Origin of the sequence: Candidatus Kinetoplastibacterium crithidii (ex Angomonas deanei ATCC 30255) (assembly GCF_000319225.1) — a bacterium.
In the GTDB taxonomy this organism is placed as follows: domain Bacteria; phylum Pseudomonadota; class Gammaproteobacteria; order Burkholderiales; family Burkholderiaceae_B; genus Kinetoplastidibacterium; species Kinetoplastidibacterium crithidii_B.
The window spans coordinates 417839-444533 of record NC_019815.1; the positions used below are offsets into that span (position 1 = coordinate 417839).

At 30.8% G+C, this 26695-nt stretch carries 23 protein-coding genes and 1 tRNA gene; 9 read left to right on the forward strand and 15 right to left on the reverse strand.

Annotation, left to right across the window (positions count from 1 at the left end):
- The first annotated feature begins 20 nt into the window (after positions 1-20).
- From dapD to prmB, 3 genes are read left to right on the forward strand one after another with little or no spacing between them, the layout of a single operon-like run.
- On the forward strand, positions 21-842 hold the full coding sequence (dapD, locus tag CKCE_RS01905; RefSeq protein WP_015238638.1) for a 2,3,4,5-tetrahydropyridine-2,6-dicarboxylate N-succinyltransferase: 822 nt from the start codon (positions 21-23) through the stop codon (positions 840-842).
- Positions 842-1981 (forward strand): succinyl-diaminopimelate desuccinylase, encoded by a 1140-nt coding sequence (gene dapE / locus CKCE_RS01910; protein WP_015238639.1) that lies wholly within the window; start codon positions 842-844, stop codon positions 1979-1981. Before dapD ends, dapE begins: the two co-directional genes overlap by 1 nt.
- 5 nt (positions 1982-1986) lie before the next feature.
- Positions 1987-2886 (forward strand): 50S ribosomal protein L3 N(5)-glutamine methyltransferase, encoded by a 900-nt coding sequence (gene prmB, locus CKCE_RS01915; RefSeq protein ID WP_015238640.1) that lies wholly within the window; start codon positions 1987-1989, stop codon positions 2884-2886.
- A gap of 5 nt (positions 2887-2891) precedes the next feature.
- Here the strand turns inward: prmB and CKCE_RS01920 are convergent, their stop codons facing one another.
- The 3 genes from CKCE_RS01920 to purN all read right to left on the reverse strand — a co-directional run bounded on the left by CKCE_RS01920 (position 2892) and on the right by purN (position 7213).
- Positions 2892-5144, reverse strand: coding sequence for a UvrD-helicase domain-containing protein (locus tag CKCE_RS01920; protein WP_015238641.1), 2253 nt, complete (start codon positions 5142-5144; stop codon positions 2892-2894).
- Positions 5141-6343: a DesA family fatty acid desaturase gene (locus CKCE_RS01925; protein WP_015238642.1), complete on the reverse strand. Its 1203-nt coding sequence runs from the start codon at positions 6341-6343 to the stop codon at positions 5141-5143. Before CKCE_RS01925 ends, CKCE_RS01920 begins: the two co-directional genes overlap by 4 nt.
- A gap of 216 nt (positions 6344-6559) precedes the next feature.
- The gene (gene purN / locus CKCE_RS01930) at positions 6560-7213 is read right to left on the reverse strand and encodes a phosphoribosylglycinamide formyltransferase (RefSeq protein WP_015238643.1); all 654 of its coding nucleotides are present in this window, start codon (positions 7211-7213) and stop codon (positions 6560-6562) included.
- A 73-nt stretch (positions 7214-7286) separates the two neighbouring features.
- On the opposite strand from purN, the gene CKCE_RS01935 reads away from it, so the two are divergent.
- The 5 genes from CKCE_RS01935 to dut are packed head-to-tail and all read left to right on the forward strand — an operon-like array spanning position 7287 to position 13333.
- Positions 7287-8222, forward strand: a complete 936-nt coding sequence (locus tag CKCE_RS01935; RefSeq protein WP_225968696.1) for a bifunctional riboflavin kinase/FAD synthetase — start codon at positions 7287-7289, stop codon at positions 8220-8222.
- Positions 8212-11073 carry an isoleucine--tRNA ligase gene (ileS, locus tag CKCE_RS01940; RefSeq protein ID WP_015238645.1) on the forward strand — a complete coding sequence of 954 codons (2862 nt, stop codon included), beginning with the start codon at positions 8212-8214 and terminating at the stop codon, positions 11071-11073. Before CKCE_RS01935 ends, ileS begins: the two co-directional genes overlap by 11 nt.
- Before the next feature lie 3 nt (positions 11074-11076).
- The gene (gene lspA, locus CKCE_RS01945) at positions 11077-11604 is read left to right on the forward strand and encodes a signal peptidase II (RefSeq protein WP_015238646.1); all 528 of its coding nucleotides are present in this window, start codon (positions 11077-11079) and stop codon (positions 11602-11604) included.
- A 21-nt stretch (positions 11605-11625) separates the two neighbouring features.
- Positions 11626-12822 (forward strand): bifunctional phosphopantothenoylcysteine decarboxylase/phosphopantothenate--cysteine ligase CoaBC, encoded by a 1197-nt coding sequence (gene coaBC, locus CKCE_RS01950; protein WP_015238647.1) that lies wholly within the window; start codon positions 11626-11628, stop codon positions 12820-12822.
- A 1-nt stretch (position 12823) separates the two neighbouring features.
- Positions 12824-13333: a dUTP diphosphatase gene (gene dut, locus CKCE_RS01955; protein WP_015238648.1), complete on the forward strand. Its 510-nt coding sequence runs from the start codon at positions 12824-12826 to the stop codon at positions 13331-13333.
- A gap of 19 nt (positions 13334-13352) precedes the next feature.
- On the opposite strand, the gene CKCE_RS01960 is transcribed toward dut, so the two are convergent.
- The 12 genes from CKCE_RS01960 to dusA form a co-directional block, all read right to left on the reverse strand.
- Positions 13353-13610, reverse strand: coding sequence for an HPr family phosphocarrier protein (locus CKCE_RS01960; protein ID WP_015238649.1), 258 nt, complete (start codon positions 13608-13610; stop codon positions 13353-13355).
- Positions 13611-13669: 59 nt separating this feature from the next.
- Entirely contained in the window at positions 13670-14623 is a 954-nt protein-coding gene (gene gshB, locus CKCE_RS01965; RefSeq protein ID WP_015238650.1) for a glutathione synthase, read from the reverse strand.
- Between the two features lie 70 nt (positions 14624-14693).
- Positions 14694-15218 carry a translation initiation factor IF-3 gene (gene infC, locus CKCE_RS01970; RefSeq protein ID WP_041572042.1) on the reverse strand — a complete coding sequence of 175 codons (525 nt, stop codon included), beginning with the start codon at positions 15216-15218 and terminating at the stop codon, positions 14694-14696.
- Positions 15219-15243: 25 nt separating this feature from the next.
- Positions 15244-17175, reverse strand: a complete 1932-nt coding sequence (gene thrS / locus CKCE_RS01975) for a threonine--tRNA ligase (protein ID WP_015238652.1) — start codon at positions 17173-17175, stop codon at positions 15244-15246.
- Between the two features lie 278 nt (positions 17176-17453).
- Positions 17454-17530, reverse strand: a tRNA-Val gene (locus tag CKCE_RS01980).
- 74 nt (positions 17531-17604) lie between these two features.
- The gene (locus tag CKCE_RS01985) at positions 17605-18279 is read right to left on the reverse strand and encodes a phosphoribosylanthranilate isomerase (protein ID WP_015238653.1); all 675 of its coding nucleotides are present in this window, start codon (positions 18277-18279) and stop codon (positions 17605-17607) included.
- Between the two features lie 17 nt (positions 18280-18296).
- Complete coding sequence (gene asd / locus CKCE_RS04020; protein WP_015238654.1) at positions 18297-20195, reverse strand: aspartate-semialdehyde dehydrogenase; 1899 nt, start codon at positions 20193-20195, stop codon at positions 18297-18299.
- Positions 20196-20237: 42 nt separating this feature from the next.
- Positions 20238-21323, reverse strand: coding sequence for a 3-isopropylmalate dehydrogenase (gene leuB / locus CKCE_RS01995; RefSeq protein ID WP_015238655.1), 1086 nt, complete (start codon positions 21321-21323; stop codon positions 20238-20240).
- 53 nt (positions 21324-21376) lie between these two features.
- Positions 21377-22018 (reverse strand): 3-isopropylmalate dehydratase small subunit, encoded by a 642-nt coding sequence (gene leuD, locus CKCE_RS02000; RefSeq protein ID WP_015238656.1) that lies wholly within the window; start codon positions 22016-22018, stop codon positions 21377-21379.
- 10 nt (positions 22019-22028) lie between these two features.
- Positions 22029-23432 carry a 3-isopropylmalate dehydratase large subunit gene (gene leuC / locus CKCE_RS02005; protein WP_015238657.1) on the reverse strand — a complete coding sequence of 468 codons (1404 nt, stop codon included), beginning with the start codon at positions 23430-23432 and terminating at the stop codon, positions 22029-22031.
- A gap of 72 nt (positions 23433-23504) precedes the next feature.
- A complete protein-coding gene (gene aroC, locus CKCE_RS02010) occupies positions 23505-24569 on the reverse strand; it encodes a chorismate synthase (RefSeq protein ID WP_015238658.1) in 1065 nt (354 codons plus the stop codon).
- Positions 24570-24808: 239 nt separating this feature from the next.
- A complete protein-coding gene (dusA, locus tag CKCE_RS02015; protein WP_015238659.1) occupies positions 24809-25822 on the reverse strand; it encodes a tRNA dihydrouridine(20/20a) synthase DusA in 1014 nt (337 codons plus the stop codon).
- A gap of 110 nt (positions 25823-25932) precedes the next feature.
- On the opposite strand from dusA, the gene CKCE_RS02020 reads away from it, so the two are divergent.
- Positions 25933-26694 carry a hypothetical protein gene (locus CKCE_RS02020; RefSeq protein ID WP_015238660.1) on the forward strand — a complete coding sequence of 254 codons (762 nt, stop codon included), beginning with the start codon at positions 25933-25935 and terminating at the stop codon, positions 26692-26694.
- Position 26695: the final 1 nt, after the last annotated feature.

The following is a 26695-nucleotide window of genomic DNA, read 5'->3' on the forward strand; positions in this document are numbered from 1 at the left end:
CTAACTATAAATTAAAAATTATGAATTCAGATATACAAAATAAAATTGAAAAAGCTTGGGAAGATAGAAATAATATTTCTCCATCAAATATAGATAAAGATACAGATAACGCTATTCAAACAACAATAGAATTATTAGATACTGGAAAACTAAGGGTTTCTGAAAAAATTGATGGGGAATGGATTACTCATCAATGGATTAAAAAAGCTGTTCTGTTATCTTTTAGAACAAAAAATAATCAAGTGATTGGAGAAGACCCTTTAGTTTTTTACGATAAAGTACCTTTAAAATTCAGTAAATTTGATAATAATGCATTTAAAAATGGTGGCTATAGAGTTGTCCCTAATGCAGTAGCAAGAAAAGGTTCATTTATAGGAAAAGATGTAGTTCTTATGCCATCTTACGTAAATATTGGAGCATATGTTGGAGAAGGCACTATGGTAGACACATGGGCTACTGTTGGCTCTTGTGCCCAAATTGGTAAAAATGTACATTTGTCAGGTGGAGTAGGTATTGGTGGAGTACTAGAACCATTACAAGCAAATCCAACAATTATAGAAGACAACTGCTTCATTGGAGCAAGATCAGAAGTAGTTGAAGGCGTTATAGTAGAAGAAAATTCTGTTTTAGCAATGGGAGTATTCTTATCACAAAGCACAAAAATTCTAGACAGAACAACTAAAAAAGTCACTTACGGCAGAATACCTTCTGGATCAGTTGTTGTACCTGGTTCAATCCCATCTGATGATGGAACTTACAGTTTAGCATGTGCCGTGATTGTAAAAAGAGTAGATGCAAAAACTAGATCAAAAACAAGTATTAATGATTTATTGAGAGCATAATGTCAGAAAAGAGCCTAACCTTACAAATCGCAAAAAAACTTATTGGATGCAAATCAGTAACTCCAGAAGATGCTGGATGTCAAAATTTATTAATAGAAGAGTTAAAAAAATTTGATTTTCAAATTCAAACTATTGTTAAAAACGGAGTGACTAATCTCTTTGCAATCAGAGAAAGAAAAGGCCCATTGTTAGCTTTTGCTGGGCATTCAGATGTGGTCCCAGCTGGAAACCTGGATCAATGGACAACAGATCCTTTCATCCCAATAGAAAGTAATGGTTTTTTGTATGGTAGAGGCTCTTCTGACATGAAAGGTTCTATAGCTGCATTCTTAGTTGCAACTATGGAATTTCTAGAAGAAAATCCTAATCATGATGGTTCTATAGCTTTTATAATAACCTCAGATGAAGAAGGACCTGCAAATTACGGAACTAAAATTGTATGTGACTATCTTAAAAACAAAAACATAGAAATAGATTATTGCATCGTAGGAGAACCAACCTCGGAAAAAGAACTAGGTGATATGTTTAAAAATGGACGTCGCGGATCTTTATCAGGGAATCTAACAATAAACGGAATACAAGGCCATGTTGCTTATCCTCATCTTGCTAATAATCCTATACATCTAGCGCCAGAGGCACTCTTAGAAATTATTAATATTAAATGGGACAATGGGAATGAATACTTCCCTCCTACAACCTTTCAAATTTCCAATATTCATTCTGGAAATGGAGCTACGAATGTAATTCCAGGAGAATTAGAGATAAAGTTTAATCTACGTTTTTCTACTGAAAATACCCCTGAATCTTTAAAATCAAAAATTCATTCAATATTAGAAAAACATAACTTGAATTACAATATAGAATGGATTTTAAACGGAGACCCTTTTTTAACGAAAACAGGAACTTTGACAGATACATTATCTAAATCCATTAAAGAAGAACTTGGAATAGAAAGCAAAATGTCTACTTCTGGAGGCACATCAGATGGTCGTTTTCTTACCAAAGTAAGCAAACAAATAGTAGAGTTTGGCCCTTGCAATGAAACAATACACAAAGTAAATGAATGTGTAAAAATAACAGATTTAGCAAAATTAAAAAATATCTACAAAAAAGTTATAGAAAAACTATTAACTAAATAAATATTATGTCTATTAATAATACTAACCCTATATCTAAATCAAAACCAATAAAAGAATTAATTAGGTATGCCACTTACTGCTTAGATAAAGAAAATTTATTTTTTGGCCATGGTAATGATAACTCTTTAGATGAAGCTATATGCATAATATCTAATATATTGGGAATAAACCCAGATGTGATAGATAAATACTTGGATTCAACATTATCCAGTGAAGATTTCCATAAATTTCTAAATATTTTAGAAAGAAGGACTAAATTGTACATCCCAACAGCTTATCTAACTAATGAAGCTTGGTTACAAGGATATAATTTCTATATTGATGAAAGAGCAATTATACCAAGATCTTTTATATCAGAAATACTTATTAATGGAATATACCCTTGGATTAAAAAAACTGAAAACATAAAAGATATATTAGACTTGTGTACAGGATCTGCTTGCCTAGCAATAATATCATCATTCATATTCCCAAATGCTCAAATATTAGCATCTGATATTTCAGATGATGCTCTACAAATTGCAAAAAAAAATATAGACTCATACGCTTTGCAAGATAGAATTGCTATAAAAAAAAGTAACCTTTTTGAAAAAATTAACAATAAAAAATATGATTTAATTATATGCAATCCTCCATATGTAAATAAAATATCTATGGAAAATTTACCAAAAGAGTATAAACATGAACCAGAGATAGCTTTATATGGAGGTAGTGATGGCATGGATATTATCAATACAATTATCAATACATATAATGAATATTTAAATGATAATGGAATACTTTTACTTGAAATAGGTAATGAATACAAAAATTTTAAACAAAGATTTCCTGATTTGTATCCAATTTGGCTAACAACAGCAACAACAGAAAATAGCGTTCTACTTTTACAAAAAAATATAGCATAAAAACTTTATTCAAACCTAGCTATACCTAACATAATAGTCTTTATACCACAATTATTAAAGCTTATCTGGGCTTGTGATTCCTCTCCATGACCAATTAACTTAATAATTGTACCATCACCAAATTTTTTATGTTTTACATTTTGTCCAATTACAAACTTCTTACCATTAATATCAACAAAATTCGTATTACCACTGGATAACTTATTTGACTGTTGATGAGAATTCGAAGTAAATCTAGAATTACTTTTTAAATAATTATTTGGTAAAATTTGCTCTTTATTTTTTACAAAAATTACATTACCCTCACCAACCTCAGAAATAAAACGAGATTTAACAGAATATCTTACTTGACCTCTTAACATACGACTATTTGCCATAGTTATATATAATTTTTTTCTAGCTCTTGTAATAGCAACATACATTAAACGTCTTTCTTCTTCAATACTAGAATTGTCAGACATACTATTTTCATGTGGAAATAAACCTTCCTCAACACCTGTAATAAAAACAACCTTAAATTCCAATCCTTTTGCAGCATGAACCGTCATTAATTGCACAGATGATTGCTCTGATTCAGATTGGTTATCTCCAGCTTCTAAAGAAGCATGTGATAAAAAAGATAGCAAAGGAGTAATTTTCTCTTGTTCTAGGTAAATATTATTGTTCAAACTTACATCAAGATTTTCTTTTAAATCATCAATCAAAAGACTTGCAGGAATTTCAGAAAAATTATTTTCACCTGAAAAAATAGTAGCGGCTGTAACTAACTCCTTTAAATTATCCAAACGATCAGTTTCTTCTTCATTTTTATAAAAAGCATTAATCCCAGTAAATTCTAAAACATGTTCTATTAATTGAACAAGAGTTAATTTTCTTGAAGACTCTTCTAAAGTAGAAATAATATTATTAAACATCAATAAATTATTTTTACTTCTACCTGAATGATATGCAACAGCATCATACAAACTAATATTCTTATTTTTTGTTATTTCGAATAATGATTCTATAGTACGAGTTCCTATTCCTCTAATTGGAAAATTAACTGATCTAAGCCAAGCAGAGTCATCATTACGATTTACAATAAGCCTCAAATAAGCTAATACATTCTTAATTTCTTGTCTTTCAAAAAATCTTAATCCACCATAAACTTTATAAGAAATACCACTTAAAAATAAAGCATGCTCTAAAACTCTTGACTGAGCATTACTTCTGTATAAAACAGCTATATCATCTTGTTTAATACCATTTTTAACAATATTTTTAATTTCATCAACTATCCATTGTGACTCTAATAGATCATTGTGTTTTTCAACTATTAATACTTTTTCACCATCACCTTCTTGCGTCCATAATTTCTTACCTAAACGCCCATTGTTATACCTAATCAAAGAATTAGCTGCACCTAATATATGGCCCATGGATCTATAATTTTGTTCCAAGCGGACTATATTACCTTTGGCATATTCCTTATCAAATAAAGACATATTATCTATATTTGCACCACGAAATGCATAAATAGATTGATCATCATCACCTACAGCAAATACTGAAGTAGAATTACCTATCAATAAACGTAACCACCCATACTGCAAGCTATTAGTATCCTGAAATTCATCTACTAAAATATACTTAAAACGTTCTTGGTAATAATTTCTAATTGTTTGATTATTTTTTAAAAGATCATAGGATTTCAGCAACAATTCTGCAAAATCAAGCAAACCATCACGAATACATTGATGCTCATAAAGATGGTAAAACTCAGCAATATATTTATTGTATGAATCATAAACATCTATCTCATTAGATCTAAGACCCTTTTCCTTATAAGAATTTATAATTTTTTGTAGATCCCTTGCTGAATACTTAGATTCATTAACATTTGCAGATTTCATCAAACGCTTTATCAAAGATAGCTGATCTGACATATCTATAATTTGGAAATTTTGTATTAAATTAGCCTCGCGCCAATTCAATCTAAGCATTTTATGACACAACCCATGAAAGGTACCAATCCAAAAACCTTTCATATCCCTATCCAACATCATAGATATTCTAGACACCATCTCACGAGCGGCCTTGTTAGTAAAAGTAACAGCCAAAACCTCATTAAAAGATGCCTGACCAGTATTGATAAGCCAGGCTATTCTAGAAGAAAGAACCTTAGTTTTACCACTACCTGCACCAGCCAACACCAAAGAATGTGAATTGTCCGTAGTCACAGCCTTTCTTTGAGCATTATTTAAGTCATCTAAATTCATACAATACTATATCTATTCAATTTAGAAGCAAATTTTTGTAATCCACAAACCTCACTATTTTTGGCACGATCACACCAAGACTTTAAATGCAAAACAAGCTGATCACTGGTTAAGGAAGAACCTTCCCAAATACGACCTAAATCTCTACGCATTTGTATTAATACAAATAAAGATTTACTTGATGAAACAACATTATCTACCTCTGCAAGTTGCTTAGGTTGCATTATCGACTCATGCTTATATAAATAGCTATTAATACTCTTTAAACGCTCATAGCGAGAATCACTGCATGAGTATTTTTTTAATTCTTTAAGTTCCTGATGCACGACATCTTTGATAATATCAGCATATTGAGTCATTAATTCATATCTATGAACTATTACTCCATGAAGTGTAGAAAGATCAATATTACGATCATAATTACTTAAAACTAATTTAGGCGCTATTTTTTTTATCTTTGCAAGTCGAAAAAATCTCATGATATTTATATAACACCAGCCCAAATCAAATTCATACCACTTGGAAGAAAACTTTGCTGAAGTAGCAAAAGCATGATGATTATTATGTAATTCCTCACCAGATATTATAAAACCTATTGGAAATAAATTAGTACTAGTATCAGGCGAAGCAAAATTACGATAGCCAAAATAATGACCCATTCCATTAACAACACCAGCAGCCCAAAATGGTATCCAAGCCATTTGGACAGCCCATACAGATAAACCAAGAACTCCAAATAGAAAAATATCTATAAACAACATAATCAAGATACCTAAACTACTATGTTTTGAATAAATATTTCTTTCAATCCAATCATCAGGTGTGCCTCTACCAAATCTAGATAAGGTATCAATATTAGCAGCCTCTTCCCGATATAACTCTGCTCCTTGAAAAAATACTTTCCATATTCCATATATCATAGGTGAATGTGGGTCACCTTCTCTTTCACACTTGGCATGATGTTTTCTATGTATTGCTACCCATTCCTTTGTTATCATTCCAGTTGTCATCCACAACCAAAAACGAAAAAAATGCATTATAACTGGATGAAGATCTAGCGCTCTGTGAGCCTGACTTCTATGCAAAAAAACAGTAACACCAATAATTGTTATATGAGTAACAAATAGAGTAAACATCAAAACCTGCAAAGCAGAAGCCTGAGTAAAACCCGATGAAATAAATGAAATAATTTTGTCCATATATTCTTACTTATAGAAATAAAAAAACTTGATACTATGATATACTTTATCAATAAAAAATAACCAAAAAACTCATATTAATTGAGCAAAATCAACAAAATTCCAAATATCTAAAATAGATTCTAATTACAATATTTGTTAATTAATAAATTTGGACTACTACACCAATAGTAATACGAATGTAGCAAAAAAACAACTAAACTACTTATCAATTAATCATCTGTCAACAAAAATAAATCTTTTCTCTCCTTCAACACTTACCTTCCTTGATTTATCTATGCTAATTTTGCCCATAGAAAGCCATTTAACAACCAGAGGATAAATTTTATGCTCAATACCTAAAACTTTTTCAGATAGACTATCTTCATTATCACTAGATAATACAGGAAGACAACCTTGCGCTATTATTGGGCCATCATCTAAATTGGCATTAACAAAATGAATGGTGCAACCATGAACAAGCACCCCCTTTTCTATGGCCTTAGAATGAGTGTTTAAACCAGGGAAAGAAGGCAACAAAGACGGATGTATATTTATTAGCATATCGTTATAATGGTCAACAAACCCTTTTGTTAAAACCCTCATAAATCCAGCTAATAAAACATAATCAGGAGTGTATTCATCTATCTTATCAATTAGAAATTGATCAAAAAGCTCACGACTATGAAAATCTTTATGGTTTAAAGAAATTGAATCTATACCTCTAGATTTAGCCCATTCTAGTCCTTTCGAACTAGGGTCATTAGAAATGACCGCACAAATAGTTGCAGGCCATTTTTCAGCAATACATGACTCAATTATTTTCTGCATATTACTACCACGTCCTGAAATTAAAATAACAAAACGACAATTTTTATGATATGTTTTCACGGTAATAACATCCTCACTTAATGTACAATTTAGTTAGACTATAATAATTACTTTCTTATTTGTGAAAATAATCTTGCATACCTACAAAAATAAAAAATGTAACAGTGCGAATCAAGCATGCGCAATTACAATCGGAAACTTTGATGGAGTTCATTTAGGTCATCAAAAACTTTTTCAAAAATTAGTGCAAAAAGCTTCGATCTACAACATGACACCTTCTGCTCTTACGTTTCATCCTCATTCTCGTGAATATTTTAAGCAAAATAAAATATCTAGAATTTATAATACTAGAGACAAAATAAAGCTTATAACAAAGCATGGCATGAATCAAATAATGATTCAAAGATTTGACGATATAATTAATATTGAAGCAGATTTATTCATAGATTATTTTTTAATAAGAAAGCTTAATATGAAACTGCTTATAATAGGAGAAAACTTTCGATTTGGTTACCAACGTCAAGGTGACCTAGAATTATTAAAAAAAGCATCCACTAAATATGGTTTTCAACTATATACAATTGAAGATGTAAATAATAATATAACTGGAAGCATTGTATCCAGTTCAAAATTAAGAGATTTGTTAAAAAAATCAGACTTAGAAACATCTAGAAGATTACTAGGCAGAATATTCGGAATAAGTGGTCATGTAATACATGGAAAAAAAATAGGAAGAAAACTAGGCTTTCCAACAATGAACATAAATGTTCCTCAGAATTATGCATTAGAAAAAGGAGTATATATCGTCAGAGTATATGGCCTAAAAAATAAAATATTACCAGGAGTTGCTAATCTTGGTATACGAGAGAGCATAGAAATAAATGGGTCTTTGCTATTAGAAATTCATCTTATAGATGATAATATAGATGCTTATGGAAAAATCATTTATATAGAGTTTTTAAAAAAAATTCGCAATGAAGAGAAATTTACTAATATCAAATCTTTGATAAATGCAATTTCAAATGATATAAAAAACGCACGTTCTTACTTTGCTAACAATGGACTATAAAAATACACTTAACTTATTAGATACATCTTTCCAAATGCGTGGCAATTTGCCAAAAAAAGAGCCTGAATGGCTTAAAAAATGGGAAGACCAAAACATATATAATGTTATTAGAAAATCTTGTCAAGGAAGACAGAAATTCACATTACACGATGGACCGCCTTATGCAAACGGAAATATCCATTTAGGGCATGCTGTCAATAAAGTTCTCAAAGACATCATAATTAAAAGCAAAACTATGTCAGGATATGATGCCCACTACATTCCAGGTTGGGACTGCCATGGTATGCCGATAGAAATACAAATAGAAAAAAAATTTGGCAAGCATTTATCGACTAAAGAGATTCAAAACAAAGCTAGGTTATATGCTAAAGAACAAATAGAAAAACAAAAACAAGAATTTAAACGCTTAGGAGTACTTGGAAACTGGAACAATCCATATTTGACTATGAATTTCAAAAATGAAGCAAATGAAATTCGTGTATTAAAAAGAATAATGGAATCAGGATTTGTTTTTCGAGGACTCAGACCCATAAATTGGTGTTTTGACTGTAAATCAGCCTTAGCAGAGGCTGAAATAGAATATTATGATAAAAAAGACGATGCTATATATGTAGCTTTCAAGTCTGCTAGCACAGAAAAATTATCTGAAATATTTAATTATAATATTAATATATGCTCCGCTATAATATGGACTACAACACCATGGACAATACCTGCGAATCAATTTCTAAGTGTTCATCCTGAACTAGACTATGCTCTAATAGAAACAAATTCAGATAAGAAAATATTATCAAATATAATAATAGCCAAAGATAGAGTTAACTATTTTCTAGAACAAACAAATCTAAAAGGAAATGTATTATCAATAGTAAAAGGTGTGAAATTAGAAAACCATACTTTTTTACATCCATTGTTTAATTTACATGATTCTTATAATCGCACATCACCTGTCTTAATGGGCAAATATGTAACTACAGATACTGGAACCGGTATAGTGCATTCAGCGCCAGCACATGGCTTAGATGACTTTAATGTCTTTAAGAAAAATGGATTTACAGACTCAGATATTCTTGATCTTATTACAGAATACGGTACTTTTATATCTGAAGTTCCTTTCCTAGAAAATATATCTATTTGGGATGCAAATCAAAAAATTATTGAAATGCTATTAGAAAATGAGACTCTAGTAAAACAGGAAATATATGAGCATAGTTATATGCATTGCTGGCGCCATAAAACACCAGTTATTTTCAAATCTACTCATCAATGGTTTGCTGGACTAGATATAAAATCAGACAATAACAAAACGATACGAGAAATTGCTCTAGATAATATTGAAAAAACTACTTTTTATCCATCTTGGGGTAAAGACAGGCTAAAAGCTATGATTGCCAATAGACCTGATTGGACAATTTCAAGACAACGACAATGGGGGGTGCCTATGGCTTTATTATTAAATAAAGATTCTAAAAACATACACCCGGATACCATATCATTATTAGAAACAATAGCACAGAAAATAGAAATTAGTGGAATTGAAGAATGGCAAAATATTGATTGCAACCATCTTATTGATAAAAAAAATGCCGAGCAATACGAAAAAAGCAATGACACTCTAGATGTTTGGTTCGATTCTGGATCAACTCATTTAACTGTTATAGGTGGCAAAGATAATGAATTTAATGGCACTCATTCTAAAGAATTAGAATGGCCAGCTGACCTATATTTAGAAGGATCTGATCAACATCGAGGATGGTTTCATTCTTCCTTATTAATTGGATGTATGCTATATAAACAAGCTCCTTATAAAGCACTTCTAACTCATGGATTTGTTGTAGATGGCCAGGGAAAAAAAATGAGTAAATCTTTGGGGAATATAGTTTCTCCCCAAAAAATATGTGATTCACTAGGTGCTGATATACTAAGGCTTTGGATTGCTAGTGCAGACTACTCTAGCGAACTATCCATTTCTAAAGAAATTCTTGATAGAACAGTAGAAAGTTATAGACGCATACGAAATACAATACGATTTTTACTATTAAATATATCTGATTTTGATCATAAGAATAACTACGTAGAATATTCCAATCTGTTTGAAATAGATAAGTATGCATTAGTTTTAACATCAAAAATTCAAGAAGAAATCTTACAATATTATGAAAAATATGAATTTCATAAAATAGTTTCAAAAATACAAAAATTTTGCTCAGAGGATTTAGGGTCTTTCTACTTAGATATATTGAAAGATAGGTTGTATACAACTCCTGTCAATAGTTTAGCACGTAGATCTGCTCAAACTGCATTGTTGGAGATTACAAAAATTTTGCTAAAAACTGTAGCACCAATTCTTTCATTTACATCTGAAGAAGCATGGGAAGAATTAGCTAATTCAACAATACCATCTTTAAAAAATGAATATGATGCAGTAACTATATTTACACAATTATTTCAAAAATTAGATGTAGAAAAAGATTTCTATCTCTATGATAAATGGTCTTCCATAAGAAAAATTAGAGATATTGTTCAAAGAAAATTAGAAGAAGCTAGGACCAATGGAGAAATAGGATCATCTTTACAAGCAGAAATAGATATATATATGAATCATCATGACAAAGAAATATTAGAGAGCTTAAAATCTGATTTGCATTTTATATTTATTGTATCTAAAACCAACCTTTTCGATTCTCTAGAACAAGAAACAACAATCATTGTTCGAACATCTAAAAATAAAAAATGTGAGCGTTGTTGGCACTGGAGAGAAGATGTTGGCGTTGATACTAAACATAAAAATATTTGTAATAGATGCATTCAAAATTTATTTGAAAATGGTGAAAAACGCAATAAAGCCTAATCTATGATATATTTACCTTATGTATGTAGTAGTAAGAAGTATATTAAAAAAATCTATTATTTCTTAATACTACTATTAATTTTTTTAGACCAATTAAGTAAATTATACATAGATAAAACTATAGAATATGGCGATAGAATATACGTAACTTCATGTTTTAATTTAACACTAATATACAATTGGGGTGCAGCCTTTAGTTTGCTATCGAATCAAGAAGGAAATCAAAAATACTTGTTTATACTTATAGGTATTAGCGTATCTTGTTTTATACTTATGATATTAAATTCTTCCAATACAACAAAGACAAATAATATAGCTCTTGCAATGATTATGGCAGGAACTATAGGAAATATGATAGATCGTTTTTATAATGGTTACGTTATTGATTTTCTATTGTTTTATTGGGATGATTTTTTCTTTCCAGTTTTTAATCTAGCAGATGTCTATATTTCAATTGGAGTAATTTTATTTTGTTTCATTGAAATAAGATTATTAAAAAATAAAAATCTTTCTATAACAAAAAAGTTATAAGCTGTTAAAAATGATATCCAAATGCCTACACTTTTAAAAAAACAAATCATTATAGGTATGACAGGCAGTATTGCTTGTTACAAAGTAGCTGACCTAGTTAGAGATCTTATTAAAGAAGATGTCTTAGTTGATATTGTAATGACAAAATCAGCACAAAATTTCATAACTAAAACTACAATGCAGGCGTTGTCAGGAAGAATAATATTTGATGATTCTAACAATCAGTCAAATAATGCTATGGATCATATAAATTTAACAAGAGAAGCTGATTTGATGATTATAGTACCAGCAAGTGCTAATTTTATATCAAAATTAGCACATGGTATAGCTGATGATCTTTTATCAACAATGTGTTTAGCACGAAAATGTCCTTTATATGTTGCGCCTGCAATGAATAAAGAAATGTGGACTAATCCTGTTATTCAAAGAAATGTTAAACAACTTATTTCTGATGGAATAAAAATTATTGGTCCAATATATGGAAAACAAGCTTGTGGTGAAGAAGGTTATGGAAAATTAGTAGATAATGAAAATTTACTAATTGAAATCACATCAATATTTCAAGAAAAATTATTAGCAAATAAGAATATACTCATAACAGCTGGACCAACTATAGAACCAATAGATCCAGTACGTTTTATTAGCAATAAATCTTCTGGAAAAATGGGATATGCCATAGCAAGATCTGCCTATGAATCTGGAGCTAATGTTACTTTAATAACAGGACCAACAAAGATAAAAATACCAAATTATATAAATGTTTATAATATAAACACAACTGATGAAATGTATAATATGGTTATGAAACTAATAAATAATATAGATATATTTATATCTGTTGCTGCTGTTGCTGACTGGAAAGTAAAAAACTATAACCAAAAGAAGATCAAAAAGTTACACAGTGAATATATACCAGAAATACAATTAGAACATAACCATGATATATTAGCTGAAGTTGCCAATTTAGAAAAAAAACCTTTCTGTGTTGGGTTTGCAGCAGAAACTGATGATTTAAAAAATAATGCTCAGAAAAAACTAATTAAAAAGAATTTAGATATGATAATTGCAAATATTGCTACAGATGTCATGGATTCTGATGACTCCGAAGTAATATTAATAGACTCAAAAGGCTCATATAATATACCTAAGGCCAACAAGCTTGAAATATCAAGAATTCTGATAAAAGAAATTTCAACAAGATTTTATAATAGGCAATAATATGGAAAATAAATATTTAGACCAAATCAAAAATCTATTATCACCTACAATAGAAATTAAAATAACTGACAATTCTTTGCAAGAAAAATTGAATATACCAAAATACCAGAGTGAACTTGCTGCTGGTATTGACTTATATGCATGTATAGAAAATCAAATCGAAATAAAACCAAATGATAAAGCAATACTTATATCTACTGGTATAGCTATACATATGAATAATACAAATATGATGGCAATCATACTTCCAAGATCTGGCCTTGGTCATAATAAGGGATTAATCCTAGGAAATACAGCTGGAGTAATAGATGCAGATTACTCAGGTACTATATTTATAAGTGTATATAATAGGAATAATGCTATGTCGAATGATTCAATATCCATAAAGCCTGGTGATAGAATAGCACAAATGATATTTTTGCCTATATTAAAACCGACTTTCAATATAGTGAATGATTTTTCAGAAAAAAATAATAGAGGTGACAAAGGTTTTGGTTCTACTGGAATATAAAATATCCCTTAATATATTTTTATTCATCACAAAAAAATAAATCTAAGGCTTTCATTGCTGCTTCAGAATCAGGCCCAGAAATTTCTATCTTAATATTTTTCCCTGTTCCTGCTGCCAACATCATTATTCCCATAATGCTTTTAGCATTTACTTTACGTGCATCACAAGAAATAAAAACTTCACTTCTAAATTGACTAGCAATTTTTGTCAATTTAGAAGCTTCTGAAACATCTAAACCATTTTTCTTATTTAGAACTATGCTTTTAATAATCGTCATAATATGAATTACCATATGTTAGGATTAAATTTTAAAACCCACCTAATAAATACATTAGACTATAAAATACTCTCCAAATAATCTATAAACATTCCAGCAACATCAAATTTAGTGCTATTAGTAATTTCAACAAAACACGTAGGACTGGTTACATTAATCTCTGTAAGAGATTTACCTATAATATCTAGACCAACTAGAGACAATCCTTTACCTTCTAAAAAAGATCCAACTGATTCAGCAATTTTAATATCAGATTCAGAAAGAAGTTGTGCAACTCCATGACCACCAACAGCTAAGTTTCCCCTACTTTCACCTTTTTTAGGAATTCTAGCAAGACAATAAGGAACTATTTTATTGTTTATTAAAATTACCCTTTTATCACCTTGTGTTATTTCAGGAATATATTTCTGCACCATTACAGTACGTTGAGCATTATTAGTAGAAGTTTCTAATATAACATTTAAATTAGGATCGTCTTTTTTTAATCTAAATATCCCAGATCCTCCCATGCCATCCAATGGTTTTAATATAATATCATTATAGAAAAAACAAAATTTTTTCAATTCATTAATATTGCTAGATACTAAAGTGGGCATAATCAACTCTGGAAAATTTAAAATAGATAATTTTTCAGAGTAATTCCTAAGAGATGTAGGATCATTAATAATCTTTACACCTTTGTTCTTAGCTATCTCTAATATATGAGTTAAATAAAAATACTCCATATCAAAAGGAGGATCTTTTCTAACTAAAACAATATCAAAGATATTAATGATCTCTACACATACAGAGTCAGTAATAAACCAATCATTACTACTTAGGTTTATATTGTCTTTTAAGAATAACTTTTTAGCACTAACTATAACTTCACCATTAGGATCTATAAATAAATCTGTTTGAGTAGCAACGCTAACATCGTACCCACGTGAAATTAAAGAAATCATTATAGATACAGAAGTATCTTTATAAGCAGAAAGAGAAATCAACGGATCTATAATGAATAATACATGCATAAAATTAAAAATAAATTATAAAAAACAACAATTATAAAAACAAAAGACAATAAATACAATTAGTCATCAACTAAGCACTTTTTTTCTTTGGTGAAAGCATCATAACCATTTGTCTTCCTTCTAATCTTGGCATTGATTCTACGACAGCATGATCAGATAGATCATTACGTATTCTTTCTAAAACACGCATACCTAAATCTTGGTGTGCCATTTCTCTTCCACGGAAACGCAAAGAAACTTTTGCCTTATCTCCATCCTCTAAAAATTTACGTAAATTTCTTAACTTGACATTATAATCACCATCATCTGTAGATGGCCTGAATTTAACCTCTTTTACCTGGATTATTTTTTGTTTTGATCTAGCTTCAGCTAACCTTTTCTGTTCTTTATACTTGAATTTGCCATAATCCATCAATCTGCAAACAGGAGGGACAGCATTAGGAGCTATCTCAACCAAATCAACTTCATTCTGTTCTGACAAACGCAAAGCATCAGAAATCTTCAATATTCCTAACTGTTCCCCTTCTATACCTATAAGACGCACTTCGGGAACACGAATTTCATTATTAATGCGACTAGTTTTTTCGGTAGCGATATTAACAACTCCTCAAAAAATAAAATCAAATAGAGAGATTATTATGTAATTTAATTTCATTTTTCAATTGTTTCACAAAATCATCATTCTTCATAAGAATTGAATAATTTGATCCTAATTTACGAACTGAAACAGTTACATTATTTTTCTCTTTCTCTCCAACAACTAAAACATACGGTATTTTTTGTAAACTATGTTCTCTAATTTTACGATTAATTTTCTCATTTCGCAAATCAACAACAGCACGAAAACCTTTGTTTTTGAGATCATTCATTACAAATTTTGCATATTCTTCAGACTGCTCAGAAATACAACAAACTACAACTTGCACAGGAGATAACCATGTTGGCAATGAGCCAGCATGATGTTCAATTAAAACTCCTATAAAACGCTCTATAGAACCTAGAATAGCCCTATGCAACATAACAGGAACACGTCTTTTATCACATGAATCAACATACTCAGCATTAAGTCTATCTGGCATAAAAAAATCTACCTGGATAGTACCACATTGCCAATTTCTTCCTATTGCATCCTTTAACATATACTCTATTTTAGGACCATAAAAAGCTCCATCACCTGGATTAATGTCAAAATCACAACCAAGTTCACTAAGACTATTCATTAAAGCTTTCTCTGCCAAATCCCAAATATTATCATCGCCAATTCTTTTTTTAGGACGAGTTGAAACTTTGTATACAATATCCTTAAAACCAAAGTCATTATATACTTTTTGTAATAATTTTGTAAAATCTACACATTCATTTTGCAAGTCTTTTTCCGTGCAAAATATATGGCCATCATCCTGAGTAAAACCTCTCAACCTCATTAATCCGTGCAAAGATCCAGAATATTCATTACGATGACACTGCCCAAATTCACCATATCTAATTGGCAAATCTTTGTATGATCTTAAACTAGAATTAAATACCTGTATATGACCTGGACAATTCATTGGTTTCAAAGCATAATCTTTATTCTCTGAATGTGTTAAAAACATATTCTCACTATAGTTATCTAAATGGCCAGTTTTTTTCCAAAGAGAAATATCTAATATTTGTGGACTTTTTATTTCTTTATAACCATTCCCTAAATATATTGATCTCATATATTTCTCAATCTCCTGCCATATAACCCAACCTTTAGGGTGCCAGAAAACTAATCCAGGAGCTTCTTCTTGAATATGAAATAGATCTAATTCCTTAGATATTCTTCTATGATCTCTTTTCTCTGCTTCCTGCAACATATTTAAATAATCATCTTGTTGCTGTTTAGTAAGCCAAGCTGTGCCATATATTCTCTGCAACATTTCATTTTTGCTATCACCACGCCAGTAAGCACCTGACACTTTTAATAATTTAAAATGTTTTAAGAAACCATTGGATGGAACATGAGGTCCTCTACATAAGTCAACAAACTTTCCCTCTCTATATAAAGTCAAATTTTCATCTTTTGGTATTTGAGAAATTATTTCTACTTTATAGTCTTCACCTAATGTCTTAAATAGCTCTACTGCATTATCTCTACTATAATATTCTCTGATTATAGGCTCATTTTTTAATGACAACTCATGCATTTTTTGCTCTATTACAACCAAGTCTTCCAAGGTAATATGATGTTTACAACTAATATCGTAATAAAAACCATTATCTATAACAGGACCTATTGCTATTCTAGAATCAGGAAATAACTCTTTGACAGCATATGCTAATAAATGAGCTGTAGAATGCCTAATTACCTCTAAGGCCTCTGTATCATGTATTGTGATTACTTTCAGACTGATATTTTCAGATATTAAAAAATTCAAATCTACGTACTTAGAAGCACCATTTTTATCGCTTATATAGGCAACTACAGCTGTATTAATATCCAAGCCAATATCTTTTATAACTTCTGAAATACTAATGCTGGTTTCATATCTAAATTGAGAAGCATTTGGCAAGGTAACTGAAATCATTAATTAATATTCCCTAAATTGCAAATATTGAACATGTATAGAATTAAATTAAAACTAATAAAATTTAATAGAAACTTTACTTTAATGATACTTAATACCATTAATACTATAGAAACAATTGATTAAAGTTTAAAAAATTAGTTCTTTCATACAAGAAAATCATATCTAGAAATCTAAATTAGATATGGTGACAAAAAAGAAATCAGCATAACTTCGCTGAAATTATCACTGAAGTATGGAAAATAAACTAATTATTAATTTGCATTGTTTTATTTATTTGGTAGGCGATATTGGAATCGAACCAACGACCTCTACGATGTCAACGTAGCGCTCTAACCATCTGAGCTAACCGCCTATAGATTTTATATTTTAACTCTCCTTTATAAAATCTGCAAATATAATCATAATTATTATGATTATATTTATATATTATGTATTTATGGAAACACAATTATTTGTTTTTTCTATAATATTTAAAATACGAGACATCTTTTCTAACGATTTAATGCCAGGAGAGACCTCAACACAACTACTAAAATCTAAAGCAAATGGATCTAAATACCTAATTATATCTTCAACATTAGTTTCATTCACTCCACCTGATACTATTACCCGGTTTTTGATAGAACTTCTACACAAAGAATGTAAAACCTTATGATCAAAAGAAATACCACTACCACCGTATACGTCTGTATAACTATCAAATAGCCAACCAGAAGCAGAAGAATAGGACTTACAGGCACGTTCCAAATCATTGCTATTTTCTAAGCCAGGAGCCCCAACTCTAAACACCTTTAAAAATTTTTGTTTAAACATAGAACAAAAATCTTCTGATTCATTTCCATGAAATTGTAAAAAATCTGGTGAAATCTTATCTTGAACAAGATTAATTTCTGATTTTGTAGCATTTACAAATAAAGCAACTACATCTACAAATGGAGGAATTTCCTTACGTATATTAATAGCTTGTTCTATAGATATAAATCTTTTGCTATTTTCATAAAATACCAACCCTATAGCATCAACACCAAGATTAATAGCAAAAACAACATCTTCAACCCTAGTAAAACCACAAATCTTTAATCTAGTTCGTTTATTAATCATGAAATCTTAACTCTATTCTATAAAAATGGAAAAATTACGCTACTATTAGAAATATCACTAGACAAATTAAAATAATCAGGGTACTTAACAGAAAACAAATATAATCCATGAGGAGAAAAAGTGGGAGCTGCAAAAGATCTATTTTTAATTTCTAGTAATTCTTTCATCCATTCTATACTTTTAATAGACCTACCTATTTCTATCAAAACTCCCACTATATTACGAACCATATGATATAAAAAACTATTTGCTTCTATTGTAAAAATAATAAAAGAGCCATTTTTCTTTATGTCAAAGCTATATATCTCTCTAACAGATGTATTAGACTGGCATCTAGATGCCCTAAAACTAGAAAAATCATGTAGACCAATTAAGTAATTAGATGAATCTATCATTTTATCTATATCTAGCTCATACATACACCACCCAACCAAATCATGATATATAGATGGTCTCACACTACCGCAGTATAATACATAAGTATATTTTCTAGATGTAGCACTAAACCTAGCATGGAAATCTGTTGTTACACTCTTAGCCCAATGTATTGAAATATCTTTTGGCAAAAAAGCATTCACTCCCCTTACCCATGAAGTCATACTCCTCTCTATTTTAGTGTCGAAATGAACAATTTGTGAAATGGCATGAACACCACGATCAGTACGACCTGCACATATAGTCTTAACTTTTTCATCAACAGATATAAATTTTGATATTGCAATTTCCAATATATCCTGTATAGACTGACAATGAGGTTGCGATTGCCATCCATAAAAAAAAGAGCCATTATAAGATAGGCCCAAAGCTATTCTGAGCATACGGCGCAAAGGTTCAGCTGCACCCCATAACAATTGATCTCCAACAGTAAAAGCACTAAGATATTGAGGACCCATGGATAATTTACGTAAACGTCCAACTGGTATATCTAATGTTCCAGCAACTGCAATAGGAGTTAATTTAGTAACGCTATCCTCTTTATTATTAGGTATTACCTTAGACCAAGAAGAACCACCATCAATAATTTCTTCTATTTCTTTGATAGGAATATCTTTTTTCAATTTAATAGTAAGTGCTTGACTATGACATCTCATAGCACCTATCCTCACACATATACCATCTACTTGTATTGAATCTTTACTATTTTTAGCGTTACCTAAAATTTTATTAGTCTCAACTTCCGCTTTCCACTCTTCTCGAGACATACCATTACCAAGATCTTTATCAATCCACGGGATTAAACTTCCTCCTAAAGGAACTCCAAAATGAGGACTTGGAAAATCAGAAGATTGTTGAATTTTTAAAACTTCTCTATCAATTTCTAAAATAGCTGATGCTGTATCTTGTAAAAGCTCATTTACTGAACCATTAATTATTCCAAATTGGTTAAGCAATTCCCTCATATGCTGAGCTCCGCCACCAGAAGCAGCTTGATATGTCATAGATGACACCCAATCTACAAGATTGTGCTTAAACAATCCAGACAGCCCCATTAGCATGCAACTAACAGTGCAATTACCGCCTATAAAATCACGAATACCTTTTCTTAAAGCATTATCAATTACTGAACGATTCACTGGATCAAGGACTATAATAGAATTGTCCTCCATTCGTAAAGAACTAGCTGCATCTATCCATATGCCATCCCATCCAATCTGCCTAAGCTTTGTATGAATTTCTGTTGTATAATCACCACCTTGGGCAGTTAGAATAATAGGTAGTTTTTTTAATTCATTAACATCATAAGAATCTTTTAACTTATCAGCTCCATCAGCCCAATCGGGAGCATGTCCACCAACATTGCTACTAGAAAAAAATACTGGATTAATCAAAGAAAAATCATTTTCTTCACGCATTCTTTTCATTAAAACGGAACCAACCATTCCTCTCCAGCCAACTATACCTACTGATTTAATCATCTTATGTCACTCTAATAAAATAAGTATTAATAAATACAATAACTAAATTTTTCTATTCAATTCCTTTAGAATTTCATCACCCATCTCTGAAGTACTAACTTTGACCATACCTTGTTCAAATATATCAGAAGTACGAAATCCTTTCGCTAAAACACTTTCAACTGCAGTATTAATAAGGTCAGCTTGGACAGGCATATTCAAAGAATATCTAAGCAACATAGCTGCAGATAAAATCGTTGCTATAGGATTAGCTATATTTTTACCAGCTATATCTGGCGCAGAACCATGACTTGGTTCATATAAACCTTGATTCTTAGAATTTAATGATGCTGAAGGAAGCATTCCTATTGATCCTGTTAACATAGCTGCTTCATCAGAGAGTATGTCACCAAATAAGTTTCCAGTAACAATAACATCAAATTGACATGGGTTTTTAACTAATTGCATAGCTGCATTATCTATATACATATGTGTCAACTCAACATCTTTATATTCTTTAGAGACATCTATAACAATATCACGCCAAAACTGAGAAGTTTCCAGAACATTTGCTTTGTCAACACTACAAAGTTTTTTCTTGCGTTTTTGTGCAGATTGGAATGCAATATGAGCTATTCTACGAATTTCTGATTCAGAATAACGCATAGTATCAAAACCTTCTTTCTCTCCTACAAAATGACCATCTTTAGATACTCTAGTTCCACGAGGCTGACCAAAATATACATCACCTGTTAACTCTCTAACTATTAGTAAATCCAAGCCAGAAACAACTTCAGGTTTTAAAGTAGATGCATTTGCCAAGTCAGAATATAAAAAAGCAGGACGAAGATTAGCGAATAAACCAAGCGATTTACGAAGACCAAGAATCGATTGTTCTGGACGCAATTCACGAGGCAAACTATCGTATTTCCAATCACCAACAGCCCCAAATAAAACTGCATCAGAATTATTAGCTAAATCAAGTGTCTCTGTGGGCAAAGGATGTTCAAATTGATCAAAAGCTGCCCCTCCAACTAAAGCATTTTTGATAATAATATTATTATCTAAAAGATTTAACACACGAACAGCTTGCTCTACAATTTCTGGACCTATACCATCACCAGCTAAAACTGCAACAACATTAGTCATTTTTTGTCCAATTATAAAAACATAAATAATAAAAAATCAAAACAAAACTATATTTACATAGCTTCCAACCATGGGTTGCTAAGCAAATGTTTATTTTCAAATTCTTTAATTTCACTAGAATGTTGAAGAGTTAAACTAATATCATCAAATCCATTTAGCAAGCAATGCTTCCTAAAAGATTCAATATTAAAACTGATAACTAATCCATCATCTGTAGTAATTTTCTGTTTATACAGATCTATAGTTATTTTATAACCAGGTGTTTTTTCTACCTGTTCAAACAACATAGAAATATCAGACTCAGCTAATACTATTGGAAGCAAACCATTTTTAAAGCTATTGTTAAAAAATATATCGGCAAAAGAAGGAGCAATAATTGACCTGAATCCATATTGTGTTAAAGCCCAAGGAGCATGTTCTCTGCTGGAACCACAACCAAAATTTTTTCGGGCTAATAAAACAGACGCCCCAATATAACGTTTTTGATTTAATACAAAATCAGGATTTATAGGACGTTTGCTATTATCCATACCAGGTTCACCATGATCCAAATACCTTAATTCATCAAATAAATTAGGACCAAATCCAGTTCTCTTTATAGATTTTAAAAACTGTTTTGGTATAATGAGATCTGTATCAACATTTTCTCGATCTAATGGAACTATTAGACCTTTATGAATAGTAAACGGTTGCATATTAAATAACTCAGTTAAAATCTCTAATATCTACAAAATGGCCAGCAACTGAAGCTGCTGCTGCCATAGCAGGGCTAACTAAATGAGTTCTACCACCTTGTCCTTGACGACCTTCAAAATTACGATTTGAGGTAGAAGCACATCTTTCTCCAGGTTCAAGCCTATCAGCATTCATAGCTAAACACATAGAACAACCAGGTTCTCTCCATTCATACCCAGCATCAATGAAAATTTGATCAAGCCCTTCCTGTTCAGCTTGTTTTTTAACCAACCCAGAACCAGGGACAACAATTGCTTGAATGATATTAGGAGCAATATGCTTTCCTTTTAAAACTTTAGCAGCATCCCTCAAATCTTCAATTCTCGAATTAGTACAAGAACCAATAAATATTTTATCTAATTTAATATCAGTTAGTGGAATACTAGGATCTAATCCCATATATGATAAGGCTCTTTCTATACTATTACGTTTTACTTGGCTTGACTCTTTTGATGGATCAGGCGTACTAGCATTAATAGGCAATACCATTTCTGGAGATGTTCCCCAAGTTACTTGAGGATGTATATCAGAAGCATCAATTTTTATAACTTTATCAAATAAGGCACCATCATCACTGTGAAGATTGTTCCAATATTTACATGCCTCAGTCCAGAGCTCGCCTTTAGGAGAAAATGGTCTGTCTTTGAAATATTCAATGGTTTTATTATCAACAGCTACTAATCCAGATCTGGCTCCTGCCTCTATAGCCATATTACAAACTGTCATTCTACCTTCTACTGAAAGAGAACGTATTGCCTCACCAGCAAATTCTATAGCATAGCCAGTACCTCCAGCAGTTCCTACAACACCAATAATATGTAAAATAATATCCTTGGCAGTACACCCATAAGGTAGTTGGCCATCCACAGTGATCAACATATTCTTGTTTTTCTTCATTAGCAATGTTTGAGTAGCAAGAACATGCTCCACTTCTGAAGTGCCTATTCCGAAAGATAAAGCACCTATTGCACCATGGGTACTAGTATGAGAGTCACCACAAACAACAGTCATACCTGGCAAAGTAGCTCCTTGTTCAGGACCTACAACATGGACTATACCTTGACGCAAATCATTCATACGGAATTCTAAAACACCATAATTCTTACAATTATTATCAAGAGTATCTACTTGTAATTTTGATATTGGATCCTCTATACCTTTTGACCGATCTACTGTAGGAACATTATGATCTGCTACAGCTAGGTTTGCTCCAATACGCCAAAGTTTACGATTAGCTAAAGATAATCCTTCAAATGCTTGAGGACTAGTTACCTCATGAAGCAAATGACGATCTATGTAAATCAAACAAGTCCCATCGGATTCTTGACGTACGACGTGGGCATCCCAAAGTTTATCATATAGGGTTTTTGCCATAAAAGAACTCTTTAAAAACTATTTAAATTAACCTACTAAAAAATAGTAGAAACGATTTTAATAAAAAACAACTTATTTAATACCACACTGTCCTCGGTATCTAAGGGCATGATCAATAAGAATTATTGCCATCATAGACTCCACAATTGGAACAGCTCTTATACCAACACAAGGATCATGACGACCAAAGGTTTGAACAACAACTGCTTCATTATTTTTATTAACAGAATTTCTTTCAACTCTGATACTGGAAGTTGGCTTAATAGCTAATGATACATTAATAGGCTGTCCTGTTGATATGCCTCCTAATATCCCACCAGAATTATTAGATTTAAAACCTCCAGGTGTAATTTCATCGCCATGTTCAGAACCCAATTGGCCTATACAGTCAAAACCAGAACCAATTGACACTGCTTTAACTGCATTCAGCCCCATCATTATATGTGCAATATCAGCATCTAACCTATCATAAATAGGCTCTCCTAAACCAACAGGTACATTATTAGCAACAACTTCAATACGAGCACCTATGGAATCTCCATTCTTACGCAATAAATCCATATAATTCTCTAGCTCTGGAACTATTTCCATATTTGGAGAAAAAAAAGGATTTTTATCAATATAATCGTAAGAAATAAATGGAATAGAAATCTTGCCTAATTGACTCATGTAAGCAGATATAGATATGTTATATGTTTCAAAAAGCCACTTCTTAGCTATTGCACCTGCAGCCACTGTAGGTGCAGTTAAACGAGCTGATGATCTACCACCTCCTCTAGGATCTCTGACTCCATATTTATGCCAATAAGAATAATCGGCATGTCCAGGACGAAACGCCTCAGCTATATTTGAATAATCTTTACTACGAGCATCAATATTACGAATCAATAAAGCTATTGGAGTTCCAGTAGTTACTCCATTATAAACTCCTGATAATATTTCAACCTCATCTTTTTCTTGTCTCTGTGTAACATGACGAGAAGTACCTGGTTTTCTTCTATCAAGTTCAGACTGAATATCAAGATGATCTAATTTCATTCCTGGAGGACATCCATCCACCACGCAACCAATTGCTGGCCCATGAGATTCTCCAAAATTAGTAACACAAAATAATTTACCTAAAGAATTACCAGACATATAAGATCACAAAATTTGAATTTAAAATTTTAATAAAGACACTATTTAATAAAAATAAAAAATCTCATTTAATAGATAGACTCCAAATAAGTAACTCTATAAACTAAAATTTCACGTAAATATTATTATAAAATGCCTTAAAGAGCATACATTCTAACATATCAACACAATAAAATCATATACGTCAATACTAAAAAATATACCAACAACTACTAACAACTTAAAACCTTTATCAAAAATCAAATAATATTATCATTTAAAAAAGCAGACAAATTCTTCCATGCTAACATTATCATCTCAGGATTATTTTCTTTTAGTTTACTTTGATCAGAAAGCATATTTCTCCACATTTTAGCGCCTTTAAAACCTTTAAACATATTTAGCATTGGCCGCACTATTGACCAAAGAGGCACTCCATTAGATACTTCTCGTTCTGCATATTCTGTCATTATATGAATAACTCTTTCTAGCTTGTATGGGACATAATCAGGCCATAAAATACTAGATATACTTGAAATAATTAAAGGATTATTCATAACTGCACGCCCAATCATAACCCCATCTACTTTTTTCAAAATACTATTAATAACTTCTAAATTTAAAATACCACCATTCAAAATAATAACAGCATCGGGAAAATCTTGTTTCAATTGATAAACATAATCATAATTTAATGCTGGAATATTACGATTATCTCTAGGATTTAGTTTTCCTAAAACAGCATTTCTTGCATGCACCACAAAAATCCTACACCCAACATCATAGATAATACCTACAAAATCCCTTAGAAAACCATAAGAAAAATTATAATTCAAGCCAAGCCTATGCTTTACAGATACAGGTATTGAAACAGCATCTTGTATTGCTTTAAAACAATCAGCAACTAATAAAGGATTATTCATCAAAGAAGCTCCAAAAGAACCTTTTAATACTCTATCAGATGGACAACCACAATTTATATTAATCTCTTTGTAACCAAAAAACTCACCAAAACTTGCCGATCTAGCTAAATCTAGAGGATTATTACCTCCCAACTGCAAAACAACATGATTTTTTATATGATTAAAATACAAATATTTATGCAAATTTTCTACATTATTTACTAAAGCAGAGGTAACTATCATTTCACTATATAAGTTAACATTAGGCGATAATAAACTATAAAAAAAAAGACAATGCCTATCTGTGACTCCTAACATGGGTGCTACACTAAACTTTCTATCTTTCTTCTGCGTATCTGAATCTACTAGCATCTAGTTAATAACCAAATTAAAAATTTTAATTAATACAAACATGATAAAATGCCATTCTCATATGAAATATTATATGAACATTAATTAATAAAATTTTTTGTTTTATAAAAATGAAATTAAATAAACTAGCAGCAAATCGTGGAATAAAATGGATAATTGATGGAATTAGCATTTTCTCTCAAGCTCCTGCTATTATAATTCTATTAAGTGCAAGCATACAATTTACCACTATTTTTGCTGAAAAATTATTTATCTTAGGAATTCTAATAAAAATAATATCAAGTCATATTGTTTTTTTTATAGCAATGTCTTTAGGTAAAACAGTATTATACAATGATAGAAATATATTTATGAGAGACATATTTAATATTCAAACTATAAAAAAGGGTTTCATAATAGGATGTTTAGTTTTTTTAATATGTGTGTTAACAAGTCTATTATCACTTCTTCCTTTTATGAGAGAAATACACCTTCTTTTGAAAAATATAGATTCTTTCGGAATATCGCAAGAATCTATATTTAATTTAGAAAAACTTCTACAAATACCAACTATTATAACTGGAATATCTATTTTAATATTTAATGTATTACTAATATTTTGCATGCCAATCGCTATCTGGAATCAAACTAAATTATTAAAATCCTTATTTTTCTCATCACTCAGTGTATTATATAATGCAAAACCATTAACAATATATTTAACTACGTGGATAGCAATATTTTTCCTAACAGAAATTCTAATTAATTACGCATTCAAGCATTTACTGTCAGAAACAGACCTACTTATTCTAGGACTAATCATAAAAACAGTTAGCAATTCAGTTTTTTATGCTAGTCTATATCCAATGTATTTAGATTTTTTCAAAAAATAAA

Bases quoted from the DNA above. Each gene is read 5' to 3' on its own strand.
- dapD (WP_015238638.1), top strand. From the start codon at position 21: ATGAATTCAGATATACAAAATAAAATTGAAAAAGCTTGGGAAGATAGA.
- dapE (WP_015238639.1), top strand. From the start codon at position 842: ATGTCAGAAAAGAGCCTAACCTTACAAATCGCAAAAAAACTTATTGGA.
- prmB (WP_015238640.1), top strand. From the start codon at position 1,987: ATGTCTATTAATAATACTAACCCTATATCTAAATCAAAACCAATAAAA.
- CKCE_RS01920 (WP_015238641.1), bottom strand. From the start codon at position 5,144: ATGAATTTAGATGACTTAAATAATGCTCAAAGAAAGGCTGTGACTACG.
- CKCE_RS01925 (WP_015238642.1), bottom strand. From the start codon at position 6,343: ATGGACAAAATTATTTCATTTATTTCATCGGGTTTTACTCAGGCTTCT.
- ileS (WP_015238645.1), top strand. From the start codon at position 8,212: ATGGACTATAAAAATACACTTAACTTATTAGATACATCTTTCCAAATG.
- lspA (WP_015238646.1), top strand. From the start codon at position 11,077: ATGATATATTTACCTTATGTATGTAGTAGTAAGAAGTATATTAAAAAA.
- coaBC (WP_015238647.1), top strand. From the start codon at position 11,626: ATGCCTACACTTTTAAAAAAACAAATCATTATAGGTATGACAGGCAGT.
- dut (WP_015238648.1), top strand. From the start codon at position 12,824: ATGGAAAATAAATATTTAGACCAAATCAAAAATCTATTATCACCTACA.
- CKCE_RS01960 (WP_015238649.1), bottom strand. From the start codon at position 13,610: ATGACGATTATTAAAAGCATAGTTCTAAATAAGAAAAATGGTTTAGAT.
- gshB (WP_015238650.1), bottom strand. From the start codon at position 14,623: ATGCATGTATTATTCATTATAGATCCGTTGATTTCTCTTTCTGCTTAT.
- thrS (WP_015238652.1), bottom strand. From the start codon at position 17,175: ATGATTTCAGTTACCTTGCCAAATGCTTCTCAATTTAGATATGAAACC.
- CKCE_RS01985 (WP_015238653.1), bottom strand. From the start codon at position 18,279: ATGATTAATAAACGAACTAGATTAAAGATTTGTGGTTTTACTAGGGTT.
- asd (WP_015238654.1), bottom strand. From the start codon at position 20,195: ATGATTAAATCAGTAGGTATAGTTGGCTGGAGAGGAATGGTTGGTTCC.
- leuB (WP_015238655.1), bottom strand. From the start codon at position 21,323: ATGACTAATGTTGTTGCAGTTTTAGCTGGTGATGGTATAGGTCCAGAA.
- leuD (WP_015238656.1), bottom strand. From the start codon at position 22,018: ATGCAACCGTTTACTATTCATAAAGGTCTAATAGTTCCATTAGATCGA.
- leuC (WP_015238657.1), bottom strand. From the start codon at position 23,432: ATGGCAAAAACCCTATATGATAAACTTTGGGATGCCCACGTCGTACGT.
- aroC (WP_015238658.1), bottom strand. From the start codon at position 24,569: ATGTCTGGTAATTCTTTAGGTAAATTATTTTGTGTTACTAATTTTGGA.
- dusA (WP_015238659.1), bottom strand. From the start codon at position 25,822: ATGCTAGTAGATTCAGATACGCAGAAGAAAGATAGAAAGTTTAGTGTA.
- CKCE_RS02020 (WP_015238660.1), top strand. From the start codon at position 25,933: ATGAAATTAAATAAACTAGCAGCAAATCGTGGAATAAAATGGATAATT.